This is a genomic window from Arthrobacter alpinus, from assembly GCF_001294625.1.
Classification (GTDB): Bacteria; Actinomycetota; Actinomycetes; order Actinomycetales; family Micrococcaceae; genus Specibacter; species Specibacter alpinus_A.
In genome coordinates, this window is sequence record NZ_CP012677.1 from 2,016,398 (window position 1) to 2,030,930 (window position 14,533).

12 protein-coding genes, 1 tRNA gene, 1 other RNA gene and 2 pseudogenes are annotated in these 14,533 nt (G+C 62.8%); 9 read left to right on the forward strand and 7 right to left on the reverse strand.

Annotated features, from left to right (window positions below; translation table 11 throughout):
• The first annotated feature begins 40 nt into the window (after positions 1–40).
• Both AOC05_RS09025 and AOC05_RS09030 read left to right on the forward strand, forming a co-directional pair.
• Positions 41–406, forward strand: coding sequence for a type IV toxin-antitoxin system AbiEi family antitoxin domain-containing protein (locus tag AOC05_RS09025; RefSeq protein ID WP_062006943.1), 366 nt, complete (start codon positions 41–43; stop codon positions 404–406).
• Between the two features lie 158 nt (positions 407–564).
• Positions 565–936: a hypothetical protein gene (locus tag AOC05_RS09030; protein ID WP_154605602.1), complete on the forward strand. Its 372-nt coding sequence runs from the start codon at positions 565–567 to the stop codon at positions 934–936.
• A 191-nt stretch (positions 937–1,127) separates the two neighbouring features.
• On the opposite strand, the gene mptB is transcribed toward AOC05_RS09030, so the two are convergent.
• The gene (gene mptB, locus AOC05_RS09035) at positions 1,128–2,681 is read right to left on the reverse strand and encodes a polyprenol phosphomannose-dependent alpha 1,6 mannosyltransferase MptB (RefSeq protein WP_197277924.1); all 1,554 of its coding nucleotides are present in this window, start codon (positions 2,679–2,681) and stop codon (positions 1,128–1,130) included.
• A gap of 130 nt (positions 2,682–2,811) precedes the next feature.
• Between mptB and orn the strand changes: the two genes are divergently transcribed.
• The 6 genes from orn to AOC05_RS09065 all read left to right on the forward strand — a co-directional run bounded on the left by orn (position 2,812) and on the right by AOC05_RS09065 (position 8,485).
• Positions 2,812–3,372 carry an oligoribonuclease gene (gene orn / locus AOC05_RS09040; RefSeq protein ID WP_062006946.1) on the forward strand — a complete coding sequence of 187 codons (561 nt, stop codon included), beginning with the start codon at positions 2,812–2,814 and terminating at the stop codon, positions 3,370–3,372.
• Positions 3,373–3,540: 168 nt separating this feature from the next.
• Positions 3,541–3,616: transfer RNA gene (locus tag AOC05_RS09045), tRNA-His, on the forward strand.
• A 98-nt stretch (positions 3,617–3,714) separates the two neighbouring features.
• Complete coding sequence (gene def / locus AOC05_RS09050) at positions 3,715–4,287, forward strand: peptide deformylase (protein WP_062006947.1); 573 nt, start codon at positions 3,715–3,717, stop codon at positions 4,285–4,287.
• Between the two features lie 106 nt (positions 4,288–4,393).
• A complete protein-coding gene (locus AOC05_RS09055; protein ID WP_062006948.1) occupies positions 4,394–5,842 on the forward strand; it encodes a sugar porter family MFS transporter in 1,449 nt (482 codons plus the stop codon).
• 27 nt (positions 5,843–5,869) lie between these two features.
• Positions 5,870–6,730: an acyltransferase domain-containing protein gene (locus AOC05_RS09060; protein WP_062006949.1), complete on the forward strand. Its 861-nt coding sequence runs from the start codon at positions 5,870–5,872 to the stop codon at positions 6,728–6,730.
• Between the two features lie 147 nt (positions 6,731–6,877).
• A complete protein-coding gene (locus tag AOC05_RS09065; protein WP_062006950.1) occupies positions 6,878–8,485 on the forward strand; it encodes a peptide chain release factor 3 in 1,608 nt (535 codons plus the stop codon).
• A 1-nt stretch (position 8,486) separates the two neighbouring features.
• On the opposite strand, the gene AOC05_RS09070 is transcribed toward AOC05_RS09065, so the two are convergent.
• The 5 genes and pseudogenes from AOC05_RS09070 to AOC05_RS09085 form a co-directional block, all read right to left on the reverse strand.
• Positions 8,487–9,302 (reverse strand): HNH endonuclease family protein, encoded by an 816-nt coding sequence (locus AOC05_RS09070; protein ID WP_062006951.1) that lies wholly within the window; start codon positions 9,300–9,302, stop codon positions 8,487–8,489.
• 152 nt (positions 9,303–9,454) lie between these two features.
• Entirely contained in the window at positions 9,455–9,997 is a 543-nt protein-coding gene (locus tag AOC05_RS09075) for a GNAT family N-acetyltransferase (protein ID WP_062009565.1), read from the reverse strand.
• A gap of 29 nt (positions 9,998–10,026) precedes the next feature.
• Positions 10,027–10,197 carry a hypothetical protein gene (locus AOC05_RS19415; protein WP_154605606.1) on the reverse strand — a complete coding sequence of 57 codons (171 nt, stop codon included), beginning with the start codon at positions 10,195–10,197 and terminating at the stop codon, positions 10,027–10,029.
• Between the two features lie 20 nt (positions 10,198–10,217).
• An RNA gene (rnpB, locus tag AOC05_RS09080) (RNase P RNA component class A) lies at positions 10,218–10,600 on the reverse strand.
• Positions 10,601–10,728: 128 nt separating this feature from the next.
• Positions 10,729–12,166 (reverse strand): annotated as a pseudogene (locus AOC05_RS09085) (glyceraldehyde-3-phosphate dehydrogenase).
• A gap of 223 nt (positions 12,167–12,389) precedes the next feature.
• Between AOC05_RS09085 and AOC05_RS09090 the strand changes: the two are divergent.
• A pseudogene (locus AOC05_RS09090) lies at positions 12,390–13,155 on the forward strand (YaaA family protein).
• 34 nt (positions 13,156–13,189) lie between these two features.
• Here the strand turns inward: AOC05_RS09090 and AOC05_RS09095 are convergent.
• Entirely contained in the window at positions 13,190–14,458 is a 1,269-nt protein-coding gene (locus AOC05_RS09095; protein ID WP_082357879.1) for a serine hydrolase domain-containing protein, read from the reverse strand.
• Positions 14,459–14,533: the final 75 nt, after the last annotated feature.

Here is a 14,533-nt window from a genome sequence, read left to right on the forward strand (position 1 = left end):
GTGTCTGGCACAGGAGTACAACTGCCCGCAGTCTTGAAGGATGAACACTTCAGCTGGGCCTAGCGAGGCCACGTTCCCATCCACCGTGACTGGCCTGGGTACCTCGTTGCGGCTGGTTTCCCGCACCAACCCCGGCCAACCCGAAGAACCCCCAGTCTCGTCTGCCGATTCCAGACTGCTTCGCCTGGCAACACACCTGCCGGAGAACGAGCACGCCTGGCGCACCCGCCAACTCAGGGATTTGGGGCTCAACGCGGATGCCATCAGCCTACTGGTGCACCAGCGCATCCTCATCAGGGCCCGCATGGGCTGCTATGTCCGGGCCGCCTACTGGGACAGGTTTGATGGGACGGGTCAGGACCGGTTGAGGATACTGCTGCACGCCCACGCAGCCGTCACCTCCTAGCCATCGTGGTCCATCTACAGCCATACTTCCGCGGCCAGGCTGCACGAACTGCCCCTGTGGCGTGCTGACCCGTTCATCCACCCCACCCGGTCTGCGAAGAATTCGACGGGCTGCCTGTAACGAACATATTGCGGACCACCGTGGACTGCGCCCTGACAATGAACTATCAACAAGTCCTGATTCTCATGGACTACGCCTTGCGCGTCGGTATATCCCGGGCGGCCTTGGAACAGGAGGCCGCCGCATTGAACGGGCACCGGGGTATTCGACTTTTCCGGGCTGCCCTTGACTTTGCCTGCGCCGATTCCGAGTCGGCAGGTGAGTCAATGACGCGTGAGCTCATCCACGTCTGTGCCATCGAAGCACCGCAGTTGCAGTACAAGCTGTCGACCCGGAACGGAAGCTACCGCGCCGATTTCGCCCGGCCCCGGTACAAAGTGATCCTGGAATTCGATGCGAGGGAAAGTACTTCAACTACCGGCCAACCCCACAAGTTCTCAGGGACGAGCGGAAACGCGAAAACGAGCTGATCGAGCAGGGCTGGACGGTGATCAGGATTGGCTGGACGGACCTGTTCCACGAACACCTCTTCAAGACGCGGCCGATGGCGGCGCTGCGCAAGGGTGGCATGAAGTGAGGGTTTTCCTGGCGAACCTTCTGCGAGTCAGCGGGTCCGCGCCCAGACCGTCCCGGCCGTGGGTAGGTAATCGGCGCGCACCGGCTACTTCAGCGGGAGGGCGTGCGCCAGTTCAAGGCCCTTGGTGAACAACAGCTTCCGGGTGTGGACGTCTATAAGCAGCAGGTAGCCAACAACGGCGATCGCCACCCAGGAGGAAAGCGCCTTCGTGGCCATGGGCAGGTCAACAAAGTTCCACACAAACAGCTGGTCTTGGGCTCCGAACACCACAAAGAACCCAATGACCACATAGCAAACCTTGATCTGCCAGTCGTTCTTGATCCCAGTGGCCGCCAGGAACGGCAGGAACCACAAGATGTACCAAGGCTGGATGATGGGTGCCAGCATGACGACGGCGGCAAACGCCAGCGCAAGCCGGCGTAACACCTTCTGGGGGTCACCAAAGAGGACCAGCCACCCTGCGATGCCCACGCTGCCCACTGTCAGCAGGGTGCGGAAGCCGTTTTCAAAGATGCCGCCATCAAGGCCCACCGCGTTGGCCAGCGAACCCACCAACTGCCCGACGAACCCGGAGGGCGAATACCCCGTGTAACCGGGAATTGAGTCCAGCAACGCCCAGGTCCAGCCAAACCCGAGGTTGTGCGGGATACCCGCAAGCCACAGCAAGAACAAGCTGATGGCGCCCGTTGCCCCACAGCCCGCGAACCGCCGGCCCCACCCGGCAGCAGTCCCCGCCCAGAGGAGACCGATGAAGGGAAGGAGCACGATGGTGATCGGTTTGACCGCGATCGAGGCGGTCACCAGGACGATGGCGAGGAACGGTTTCCTTGTCGCCGCAAGGTATACCCCGCACACGGCCAGGCCCACCATGAGGGCGTCATTGTGGGCGCTGGCAATGAAGGAGATCAGGAACAGCGGGTTGGCTACGGCAATCCAAAGGGCACGGGCCCCGTTAAAGCCCCCGAGTTCGGCCAGTTTTGGGAGAAAGATCACGCACAGGGCCACTCCAACGCACGCCAAGAGCCGAAAAAAGAGCACCGAGAGTTCAGGTTGGGCGCCGGTTATGGCCACGACGCCGCGCGACAGCCACAGGAAAAGCGGGCCGTATGGCGTCCGGTTTTCAGCCCACGACGGGTCGGTTCCCAACATGAACCAGTTGCTCAGCGCGGAGATGCCAGTGGTGTAGGGGTTCATGCCCTCGGCCATCAACCGGCCCTGGCCTGTATAGGCGAAAACGTCGCGGGAGAAGATCGGCACGGCCACAAACAGCGGCGCACCCCAGAGCACCACCGCCAGGACCACTTGCTTCAAGGAGCCCGGCCCCCACAGCGAGAGCCGCTGGCCCAGACGCAGCCAGGAACGCAGTAAAATCATGGCCCCTAGCGTCAAGGCAATGGTCGAAACCACCACCCCGGACCCGTCGGTGCGCAGCGCAATGACCAGCGAGTTGCGGATCATCGGGGAGCCATTGGCGATCCAGCCGACACCGAGAGAGCCGGCCAAGATCAGCATGGAACCGAGCATCCCCTGCAACAACGCGATCCAAGGCTGTTGCGCAGCGGTGCCCAGTTCACCCGATGCGTCACCCGATGCGCGGGGCGAGGCTTTCCTCACGTGTCTCCGGCCGTCAAAAGTCATTTCCCCACACCAAGGTGCTAACCGTGCAGGATCTGTCAAAGCAATTTTACCAGCGCGGCACCCCTACGGTTCGCGGTACATTGGAAGGGTGCCTATTACTAATGAACGCATTGTATGGATTGACTGTGAGATGACAGGCTTGGACGCCGTCAATGACGCATTGATCGAGGTGGCGGTGTTGGTGACCGACTCCGAGCTGAACATTCTTGGCGACGGGGTGGATGTTGTCATCAAACCCACGGATGAGGCGCTGGCCCAGATGGGCGATTTTGTCCGTGCCATGCACACCTCCTCGAAGCTCATTGATGAGCTCGCAGGCGGTATCACCATGGCCGAAGCCCAGGGGCAGGTTTTGGAGTACATCAAAAAATATGTCCCCCAGCCGAACAAGGCGCCCCTCGCCGGAAACTCCATCGGCACCGACAAGGTCTTTTTGTCCCGCGACATGCCCGAGCTGGTGGAGCACCTGCACTATCGCGTCATCGACGTCTCCACGATCAAGGAGCTCTCCCGTCGCTGGTTTGCTCGTGCGTACTTCCAGTCACCGCCCAAAACCGGTGGACACCGCGCGCTGGGCGACATCCGGGACAGCATCAACGAACTCAAGTACTATCGTGAAGCAGTGTTTGTGCCTGCACCGGGCCCGGATTCGGCAACAGCTAAAAAAATTGCGGCCAAGCTTTCCCATTAACCGGCGCACAAACTCACCACACCCCGGGTTTCGGAACGCGATCTAGCTCACTTTTTGGCTGAAATGGACCGTTGTGGTGATGACCTCGCCCGAATACGTGTAAAGTAGTCGTCGTTGCCTAATCCGCAGGGAGCACCTCACGGTGCGAATGCGGACCGGTAGCGCATGGTGGGATTAGCTCAGTTGGCAGAGCGCCTGGTTGTGGTCCAGGAGGTCGCGGGTTCAACCCCCGTATCTCACCCCAAGGTGTTTCCACAGGACACACAAAACACCCCGGTCAATTGATCGGGGTGTTTTTCATTCCCACCACTGTTTGGCAGTATGTTGACAAAGGATTTTGTGATGACCATCCACCCCGTAACTATTCTGGGCGAGCCGGTGCTCCACCGCCGTGCCGAGGAAGTCAAAGCCTTTGACGAACCACTGAAGTCCCTCGTCGCCGACATGTTTGAGACCATGGATGCCGCCCACGGCGTGGGTTTGGCCGCCCCCCAAATCGGTGTGGGCTTGCGCATCTTCACGTACCACATGGAGAACGTCGACGGCGTCCCGGACAAGGGCGTGCTGGTGAACCCCACGCTGACGGTGGGGAAGATTTCCGGCAACGCCCCGGATCCCGACGACGAGGTGGAAGGCTGCCTCTCCGTCCCCGGCATCGACTTCCCGCTCAAGCGCGCCGAGTGGGTGCGCGTGCGTGGCTTTGACGCCGACGGAAACCCGCTTGATTTTGAGGCCACCGGTTGGTTTGCCCGGTGCATGCAGCACGAATACGACCACCTGGACGGCAAGCTGTACGTCGACAGGCTGGACGCACGGTTCGCCAAGAAGGCCAAGCGGGCCGCCAAAAGCAACGGCTGGGGTGTGCCAGGCCTGACATGGATGCCCGGCGTGGATCCGGACCCGTTCGGCCACTGAGCCCGACGCCGTCCCTGCGAGGAGTATCGTGCATCTTAACCGGGATTCACATTTGAAGGACTGAAACAGGCGGCCCCACTTTTTGGGCCGTTGGCGAGGGGAAACCATGTCCAGTATCAACAAAGAGCCGGCAGTCGGCTCCGGGATTCCACGCAAAGTCGTTGGGCTGGCCGTGGCCGGCGCCGTGGGCGGTTTCCTTTTTGGGTTTGATTCATCCGTTGTCAACGGGGCCGTGGATGCCATCCAGGGCCAGTTCAAGCTTGGCGACGCCCTGACAGGTTTTGCCGTGGCTGTCGCCTTGCTTGGCTGCGCCCTGGGCGCCTATCTGGCGGGACGGATTGCCGATGCTTGGGGCCGCATCCCGGCCATGAAGATCGGTGCAGCCTTGTTCTTGATCAGTGCCATCGGCACCGGCCTGGCCTTCAACGTCGTGGACCTTATTTTCTGGCGCCTGGTTGGCGGGCTGGGCATTGGCCTGGCCTCGGTCATCGCCCCTGCGTACATCTCCGAAATTTCCCCGCGAAAGCACCGCGGACGGCTGGCGTCGTTGCAGCAGCTGGCCATCACCGTGGGTATCTTTGCCGCCCTGCTCTCCGACGCGCTTTTTGCCAATGCGGCAGGCAGCGCCCTCCAGGAACTTTGGTTCGGTCTGCCGGCGTGGCGTTGGATGTTCCTGGCCGGAACCGTCCCAGCACTCGTTTACGGAGCCATCGCGTTCGTACTGCCTGAGTCCCCGCGTTTCCTGGTGGTCAAAGGCAGGGACGAGGAAGCCGCCCGCGTCTTTGCCACGATCGCCCCGGATGACGACACCGCCCGCAGCATCCGCGACATCAAGACCGCCATCGCCGAAGATTCGCGCTCCGCCAAGAAGGGTTCGTTGCGTGGCAAGCGCTTTGGCCTGATGCCCGTGGTCTGGATCGGCATCATCCTTTCGGTGCTGCAACAGTTTGTCGGCATCAACGTCATCTTCTACTACTCCACGACGTTGTGGCAGGCAGTCGGCTTTCAGGAGAAGGACTCTCTGACCATCTCCGTGGTGACGGCCATCGTGAACATTTTGGTCACCTTGGTGGCCATCGCCCTGGTGGACAGGATCGGCCGGCGCCCCATCTTGCTCACCGGCTCCATCGGCATGGCTGTTTCCCTGGGCACCATGGCATTGGCGTTTTCCACTGCCAGTGGAACGGGGTCCGAGGTCTCCTTGTCCGGTGCGTGGGGACCCATAGCACTGGTCGCCGCAAACGTGTTCGTGGTCAGCTTCGGCGCGTCGTGGGGGCCGCTCGTCTGGGTTTTGCTGGGCGAGATCTTCCCCTCACGCATCCGCGCCCGCGCCCTCGGACTGGCCGCCGCCGCCCAGTGGATCGCCAACTTCTTGATCACGCTTACCTTCCCGGTCATGGCTGCGGCTTCCCTGCCGCTGACGTACGGCTTGTACGCGTTGTTCGCGACGGCGTCGTTCTTCTTCGTCATGTTCAAAATCCCGGAAACCAATGGCATGTCCCTTGAACAAGCCGAGACATTGTTTGTCAAGAAGCCCAAGCCCAGCAAGAAATAGGCGAAGAGAATTCGGTAAGCTGGCTAGATGATCCCGCACACAGCACTGCGTACAGACCTGGAACTTGACTACCTGGGCATTGCCGACGGGGACCTTCAGGAATGCCAGGCACTGCTTGAGGGGCCCATCAGCCCTGGCGCGGAGGTCGTCCAACAGTACCTGTCCGCCCGGTTGGGAAGCTCCGATGCGTCAGTTCCTGAGTTGGGCACTGCCGGAGTACCTGTCACAGAGCACGATTGGCTTGAAGCCATGGTCCGTTTTGTCCCGGCCATCCTGGCGTGGCACGCGGAAAAGGACATCCCTGACGCGATCAGCAAGGATACCTTGGCAGACTTTGGCCGTAACCTGGCCATCAATCGTCGGGTCCATGGCCGCTTTGGGATGGATACTTACAAGTGGCTGAGCCACGTGTTTGCCGGCCGGATCTTCCAGCTGGGGCGTCTGCAATATCTCATCCACCAGCCGAGCACACAGATCCCCGGCCTGGCCGACGGCGACTGGGTCCTGGGCGTGCATATCCCCGAAGACGGCGGCCTCAGCACCCACTCGGTCACTGAAAGCCTGGCGGCGGCGGGGACATTCTTTAGCACCCACTTTCCGGCACAACCGGTCACGATCGCCAATTGCGAGTCGTGGCTTCTTGACCCGTACCTGTGTGCCCACATGGACCGGTGGTCAAACATTTTCCGCTTTGCGGCCCTCTTCACCCCGTACGGAACCCCTCGGGATGAACCCACCGACGCCGTATATTTTACGTTCCGCACACGCAGCATGGAACACCTGGACCAGCTGCCCCGGACGACGGCGTTGCAACGGCTCGTCTTGGACCGCATCGCTGCCGGAGGTGTTTGGCAGGTGGGCTGGGGGTACCTGGTGCTCCCGCACTAGCAAGCATGTTGCTGCGTGTGCAGCTGCCGCGGATCAGCAACCCGGCGTCCGGCTGCGCTAAACTTGGGAGTTGGCGTTTTGCCGTGCACCATTTTCTCCTGCTCCGCCCACGCCACCGAAGTAACCAAAACCCCAGAAAGTAGTCTCGTGTCCTCTCCGGCCCAGTCCCCCGCCCGCGTCACGCCCATCACAGGCCAGGCGGCCCGGCGTCGTACTTTTGCCGTGATCTCCCACCCCGATGCCGGTAAGTCGACGCTGACCGAGGCACTGGCCCTGCACGCGAAGGTGATTGGCACCGCTGGCGCCACGAATGGCAAGTCCAACCGCAAGGACACCGTCTCCGACTGGCAGCAGATGGAGAAGGACCGCGGCATCTCCATCAGCTCCGCGGCCCTGCAGTTCTCCTACCGCGACACCGTCATCAACTTGCTGGACACCCCCGGCCACGCCGACTTCTCCGAGGACACCTACCGGGTGCTGGCCGCCGTCGACTGCGCCGTCATGCTGGTGGATGCGGGCAAGGGCCTGGAAACACAGACGATGAAACTCTTTGAGGTGTGCCGCCAGCGCAACCTTCCCATCATCACCGTCATCAACAAGTGGGACCGCCCGGGCCTGGACCCGCTGGAACTGATGGACGAGATCACCACGCGCACCGGGCTGACCCCCATGCCGCTGACCTGGGCCATCGGCATTGCCGGAGATTTCCGCGGCGTCTGGGACATCCAGCGCGACGAGTTTGCCAAGTTCGCGCGCAACAGCGCCGGGGCACACATCGCCTTGACCGACTATTTGACCCCGGAGGAGGCCGCCGAATCCGAAGGCCTCGCCTGGCAGGAGTCCATTGACGAAGCGTCCCTGGTGGTGGACCCGGGCGCCCCGCTAGACCTGGAGGCGTTCTACGCCGGAAAGGCCACACCCCTGCTGTTCTCCTCCGCCGCCTTGAACTTCGGGGTGAAACAGATCCTTGACACCCTGGTGGACTTCGCACCCCCGCCTGCCCCGCGCCCCGACGTCACCGGCACGCCCCGGCCCATCGAAGCCCCGTTCTCCGGTTTTGTCTTCAAGGTCCAGGCCGGCATGAACCAGGCCCACCGCGACCACGTGGCCTTCGTCCGCGTCTGCTCGGGCATGTTTGAGCGCGGCATGGTGGTTACCCAGACCCGCACCGGCAAGTCATTCGCCACCAAGTACGCGCAGCAGGTGTTCGGCCGTGAGCGCGAGGTGATCGACACCGCGTTCCCTGGCGACGTCGTCGGACTTGTCAACGCCTCGGCGCTGCGCGTTGGCGACAGCTTGTTCGTGGAGGAGCCGGTGGAATACCCTGCCATTCCGCTCTTTGCGCCCGAGCATTTCCAGGTGGCCCGTTCCAAGGACCCCAGCAAGTACAAGCAGTTCCGCCGCGGGATCGAACAGTTGGAGCACGAAGGTGTCATCCAGGTGCTGCGTTCGGACCTGCGCGGCGATCAGGCCCCGGTGCTGGCCGCAGTCGGTCCCATGCAGTTCGAGGTGGTCGAGGATCGCATGCACCACGATTTCAACGCCCCCATGCGGTTGGAGCGTCTGTCTTATTCCCTCGCCAGGCTGACGACGCCGGACGCGGCAGCCACGCTGGCCGCCGTCCATGGTGCCGAGGTGCTGGAACGCAGTGACGGCGAGTTCTTGGCATTGTTCAACGATATTTGGGCCATGCGCCGGGTCGAAAAGAACTACCCCGAGCTCACGCTGACCGAAATTGGCACCACGATGGCGTAGTTCAGTGCCGGTACCCTGACGGGAGGCTTGTGGTGCCCGGGCACTTCCCCAGCACCCTTTGCATGGCCGCCTTTTCCTGCGGGGTCACCCACAGCCGGTAGGCGGCCTTGACCGATATTTGCCTGGCCACATATTGGCAGCGAAACGGCTTGTTGGGCGGCAGCCAAGTGGCGGCGTCGGCGTCTGATTTTTCCTGGTTGGCGGGGCCGTCCACTGCCAGTAGGTTCAAGGGATCGTTGGCCAGGCTTTGGCGCTGCACCGGTGTCAGCTGTTGCGCCCCTGTCTGCCAGGCGTTGCCCAACGCCACCACGTGGTCGATCTGCACGGCGGTACTGGTGTCCGAACCTCGCCGGAACTCGATCCTGCGCCCCGTGTAGGGGTCCGCCAAGGTGCCGGCGGCCACCACGCACAGGGAACCGTCGCCCAGCGTCGCCGGGCCCAGATCCCGGCGCAGGATGTCGTTGCGGGTGTCGCAGCCGTTGGTGTCGGCGTCTAGCCACGCCTCACCAAAAATGCCCCGCTCATAGTTGTTCCTGGGTGCCCTGCCCTTGACCGGAAGTGTTTCCAACACGGCCAGGGCTGAGGCCACGCCCACGGAGAGCACCGGTTTCCCCACGCCGGGGACCGGTGTGCTGACTGCCGGCGTCGGGCCGGCGTCCGGCTCAAACGGCCACCGGCCGCTTGAGTGCAACCAGCCCGCCACCATGACAAGCAGCAACACCCCCAGTGCGGCTACTGCCGTGAGTAGGCCCCGCCCGGGGCTCCGGGGCTTCCGGGGGCTGTTGGGGCCTTGAGTCTGGACGGCTTGCCGGGACACGGGGCACCTCAGGCCGTGCCGGGGGTAGCCACACCCTGGGGACGATGTTCCATACCTTCGAGTCTAGGCACAGGCAACGGATCGTGTGGGGAGTTATCCACACCCGGAAAGCACCGGAGGCCTTTGCTGCTACCGGCAGGAGTCTGGCAGGGCTAAGCTGCCAGCGCCTTGTACATCAGGTGCAGGCCGACGGGGCCGTGAACCGGGTGCTCAAATGCTCCGGGGATGGTGGCCAGAATCTCAAAGCCCAGCGACTGCCACAAACGCACGGCAGCGGCATTTGATTCCACCACGGCGTTAAACACCATCGCCTTGTAGCCGTCGGCGAATGCGGCGTTGAGGACGTGGTGGGCCAACAGCCGCCCATACCCCTTGCCTCCATGGTTGGGGTGCACCATGAAGCTGGCGTTGGCGATGTGCGAGCCGGCGCCGGGGAAATTGGGGTGCAGCTGCGCGGTGGCCACGATCATGGGTGCGGACGTGCCCCCCGTTTCCTCCGTGAGAACATAGCTGCGGCACACGCGGGCGCAGGCGCCGCCGTCGTGCACCAAGGACTCGGCGGGAAGCCACTGCGACTGCATGAACTCCTCGGAGGAATCGGTGGCAAAGGTGTAGGTTTCACCGGCGCGGATGATGGGTTCCATGAGGGCCCATATGCCCGGCCAGTCGGTGGCGGTTGCCTGTCGTATCAGCATGCTGGCAAGTGTACGCACTGCACCGGCGGTTACTTGTCCACGGCTTTGCGTCGCACCCAGCCGATCGCCGCCGTGGCGACAAAGAGGATGATGGCGATGAATCGCAGCGAGAGGCTGAACTCGAGGCGGTGAAAAACGGTGAAAGTCAGGAACCACACCGGCTTTCTAACAGAAATGGCGTGCCCATCCCGCGTAAACACGGGGCAAACACGCCATTTGGTGGATAGGGCGTCCTGTACGCCGGGTTTTGTCGTCCGCCGCAGTTACCCCGCTGCGGAGAGGCAACCATCCATCTACGGACGCCGTTACCGACGCCCTCTAGCAGCCTACCCAGGCACTCGGGCGAACAGCCCTCAGTCATGCCCTGTCTGGCCTTGCTCCGGGTGGGGTTTACCAAGCTTCCCCAGTCACCTGGGGAACTGGTGGTCTCTTTACACCACCGTTTCACCCTTACCTGCGCGGCATTGCTGCCGTGCTGGCGGTCTCTTCTCTGTGGCACTTTCCTGCAGGTTACCCCGAGTGGGTGTTACCCACCACCCTGTTCTGTGGAGCCCGGACGTTCCTCGAGCCACTTGCGTGACGCGCGGTTGCCCAGACGCCCTATCCAGTGAACCAGTCTACCGTCTCGCAAGACACCAGAAAACACGGTAACTGGGCCTCAAAAACTAAGGTGCGGTTCCGGCGTCGAACGCTAATGTCCGACGCCGGAACCGCACCGTACGCGGCCGTCCCTAGACTGCGGCGGCGCTGGGCAGACCGGCGGGCACGCTGCCTTCGTCCAGCATGGGGAACGCGCGCGGGTGGACGCCGGCCCATTTCCTCCATGACACGGACCACCTGGCAGCTGTAACCAAATTCGTTGTCGTACCAGACGTACAGCACCAAATGCTTATCCGTGCTGATGGTGGCCAGGCCGTCCACGATGCCTGCACGGCGGGAGCCCACAAAGTCGCTGGAGACCACCTCGGGTGAGTCGATGAAGTCGATCTGCTTGCGCAGCCCCGAGTTCAGCGACATGTCCCGCAGGTAGCTGTTGACCTCATTTTTGGTGGTACCGTGCTCCAACGTCAGGTTCAGGATTGCCATGGACACGTTGGGTGTGGGGACCCGAATGGAATTGCCGCTGAGTTTGCCTTCAAGCTCGGGCAGCGCCTTGGCGACGGCCTTCGCGGCACCAGTTTCGGTCAGGACCATGTTCAGGGCCGCCGAACGGCCTCGACGGTCGCCCTTGTGGAAGTTGTCGGTCAGGTTCTGGTCATTGGTGAAGGAATGCACCGTCTCGACGTGGCCGTGCACGATTCCGTACTTGTCATTGAGCACCTTCAAGACCGGGGTGATGGCGTTGGTGGTGCAGGAGGCGGCCGTGACGATCAAGTCCTCGTCGGTGATGGTGCCATGGTTGATGCCGTGCACAATGTTCTTTAGCGCTCCCTTGCCCGGGGCGGTCAGCAACACCCGGGACGCGCCCTTGCTGCGCAGGTGGGCGGAGAGGCCTTCCTCGTCGCGCCAACGGCCAGTGTTGTCCACCACCAGCGCGTCCTGGATGCCGTACGCGGTGTAGTCGATCGTGGCGGGGTTCTCCGAGTAAATCACCTGGATGGCCGTGCCATTGGCCAAGATGACGTTGTTCTGCTCGTCAACAGTGATGGTGCCGTTGAAGGGGCCGTGGACGGAGTCGCGGCGCAACAGGCTTGCCCGCTTGGTAAGATCGGCGTCGCCGCCCTTGCGCACCACGATGGCGCGCAGACGCAGGCCGTGGCCGCCGCCGGAGTGTTCAATCAGGATGCGGGCCAGCAGGCGCCCAATGCGTCCGAAGCCGTAGAGGACGACGTCGGTGCTGGTGCGTTCGTCTGCGCCGCAACGGTTCACGATGCTTTCCAGTTCGGTGCGCAGGAACGCGTCCAGGTCTTCCTCACCGGAGGCCTTGAAGCTTGCGTTGAGGCGGGCCAGATCCAGTGAGGCGGCCCCCAGCTGCAAGGTGACCAGGGCCTGGAGCAGCGGCAGCGTCGCCTCGAGGGGGAGCTCCACATCGTCGATTTGCCGCGCAAAACGGTGAGCCTTCAAGAGGCTGATAACAGACTGGTTGATGAGCGAGCGTCCGTGAATGTTGGTGATCACGTTATTTTCGCGGTAGAGGCGGCCGATCAGCGGAATCATTGTCTCCGCCATGGTTTCGCGTTGGATCCATGTCTCCAGCGCGGCGTCACTGTTCAGTGTCACGTCAAGTACCTTTTCTAGCCCAAAACACCCTTGGTTGAGGCTAAGACCATTTTAGGCTGCGCGCCTCATCGACCAGCGAGTTCAGTGACCGTTTTCACTAGACCGGTCTACCTCCCGTCGCGGGTGCTCTCGCATGGACTTTGGCTGACCTGCGAAACGATAGGCTCGAACGGTGTTGATTCTGCTGCCGCCTTCTGAAGGCAAGACCCCCGCCGGCTCCGGCGCCCCCTGTGGACCTGAACGGGCTGCACTTTCCAGAGTTGACTGCGGCCCGGCAGTCGGTGGCCCAGGCCCTGGCCGCAGTGTCCGCACACGAGGACGCCCTAGCGCGACTAGGGGTGGGCGCGTCGCTGGCCAAGGAAGTCCACCGCAACACTCTGCTGGATTTGGAACCAGCAGCACCGGCGCACACCATTTACACCGGAGTCCTCTACGACGCGCTGGGTTACAACACACTGACCCCCACCCAAAAGCGCAAGGCCGACGACGCCGTCGTGGTGGTCTCGGGATTGTGGGGCGCCGTGGGATTCGCGGACAGGATCCCGGCATACAGGCTGTCCATGTCGGTGGGGCTGCCGGGCCTGGGTAAATTGGCCAGTTACTGGAAGCCCCGCCTGGCCGAGGCGCTGGCCGCCCACGCCGCCGGCCACCTGCTGGTGGACTGCCGCTCAAGCACCTACGCGGCCGCCTGGGTTCCGGATCCCGGGCGCACCGTGGCCGTCAACGTGTTCACCGAGCGCGACGGCACCCGCAAGGTAGTGTCGCACTTCGCCAAGCACACCCGCGGGGAGCTTGCCCGGCACCTGCTCACCCGCCGCGGCAACGCCCCCCAAACACCCGAGCAACTGGCCACGGCCGCCGGTGAAAAATGGGACGTGGAGCTGGTGGCCGGGACCGCCCGCAAGGCCCACGCCCTGAACATCATCCTGGCGGGCTGATCCGGCACACGCCGCGTGTTCACCGGCTCAGTGTTCACCAGCTCAGTGGCGGTGCGTCCGTAGGCGCCACCGCCGCACCAATGATCTTAAACAGTTCCAGGGCTTGGTTGGGGACATCGCCGGGACCGTCAAAGGCGGCTTCGGTGTAGGTCACGGCCACGGCTATGGCGAGCTTCTGCGACGGCAGCGAGGCCTCCACCGCCGAGTAGCCTGCAAACATGGGATTTTGCAGCACCCAGTTGCCGCTGAGAACCACGCCCAGCCCGTAGCTGAAGCCCACACCCATTTCCGTGCAGTTCGCACATCCGGGAACCTTCGTCGTCTTGCCCCGAAGCGTGGTGGCAATTTGGGCAGTATGGGATTGTGCAGTAAGGAGCGAGCCGGAACCAATCGCATCGGCCGACGTCGTCATGTCGGTGATGGTGGTGGTTTGCACGGCGCCACGGGCCAGAGTCCACGACGGGTTCCAAAAGCTACTATCCTCCATGAACCGCGCTGCAGCGGGCACCCCTAGTGCCGCTTTGCGCTCACCCGTGTACGCGTGCAGAACAGGCTCCGGAATCTGCGGTGTAGGCGAATTTCGGGTGCCTGTGAGGCCCAGCGGTGTCAGGATTTTTTGTTGTAGGAGCCCATCCAACGGCATCCCGGCAATCTTTTCCAGGGCCAGCCCCAGCAGGATGTAGTTGGTGTGGGCATAGTTCCAGTTGGTGCCTGGAGTGTAGATCAGCGGCTTGGATGTGCCAAAGGCCTGCAGCTCATCCGGGGTCCACGCCCGGAAAGGGTCCGCATAGAACTCCTTTTGAAACTGCTCATCCGGCACATAGTCCTCATAACCGGAGGTCATCTGGACCAGCTGTTCCAAGGTCACCTTGTCGCTGTTCGGCACGTCCGGCAGCCAGGAGGAGAGCTTGTCCGTCAGGGACACTTTCTTCTCGTCCACCAGTTGCAGCAGGGCAGTTGCCATGTAGGAGATCGCGACGGCGCCGTTGCGGAAATTCATGTCCGTGGTGGCCGGCACGCCCGGCATGGATTCTCCGAACGCTTCCGTCAGCACCGGCTCCCCGGCTTTCGTGACCCGTACAATCACCGACCGCAAATGCCTGGTGCCCATCTGCGCTGCGACGATGGCCCGCACCTGCTCGGCCAGTCCTGCATCCACCAACGTTGATGGTGACGGGGTTTCATCAGTCTTTTCTGCCGTGGGTGTCGAACATCCGGCCAGCGCCAGCACAGTAATAAGAGCGAATGCAACGCCGCACGTGGCCCGCCGCCCGGCCCCCTCGGCCCGTCTGAAATCTCGCATGCGTGTCCTGCCTTCATCGTGGGTTCGTCAGCCGGGGCCGCCCGGATCGGCCGTGCCGGCGAACTGCCCCCTCAA

Coding starts and splice junctions, on each gene's coding strand:
- mptB (WP_197277924.1), bottom strand. CDS start 2,681: ATGACTTTTGACGGCCGGAGACACGTGAGGAAAGCCTCGCCCCGCGCA.
- orn (WP_062006946.1), top strand. CDS start 2,812: ATGACAGGCTTGGACGCCGTCAATGACGCATTGATCGAGGTGGCGGTG.
- AOC05_RS09095 (WP_082357879.1), bottom strand. CDS start 14,458: ATGCGAGATTTCAGACGGGCCGAGGGGGCCGGGCGGCGGGCCACGTGC.
- AOC05_RS09075 (WP_062009565.1), bottom strand. CDS start 9,997: ATGCTGATACGACAGGCAACCGCCACCGACTGGCCGGGCATATGGGCC.
- AOC05_RS09030 (WP_154605602.1), top strand. CDS start 565: ATGAACTATCAACAAGTCCTGATTCTCATGGACTACGCCTTGCGCGTC.
- def (WP_062006947.1), top strand. CDS start 3,715: ATGACCATCCACCCCGTAACTATTCTGGGCGAGCCGGTGCTCCACCGC.
- AOC05_RS09025 (WP_062006943.1), top strand. CDS start 41: ATGAACACTTCAGCTGGGCCTAGCGAGGCCACGTTCCCATCCACCGTG.
- AOC05_RS09055 (WP_062006948.1), top strand. CDS start 4,394: ATGTCCAGTATCAACAAAGAGCCGGCAGTCGGCTCCGGGATTCCACGC.
- AOC05_RS09060 (WP_062006949.1), top strand. CDS start 5,870: ATGATCCCGCACACAGCACTGCGTACAGACCTGGAACTTGACTACCTG.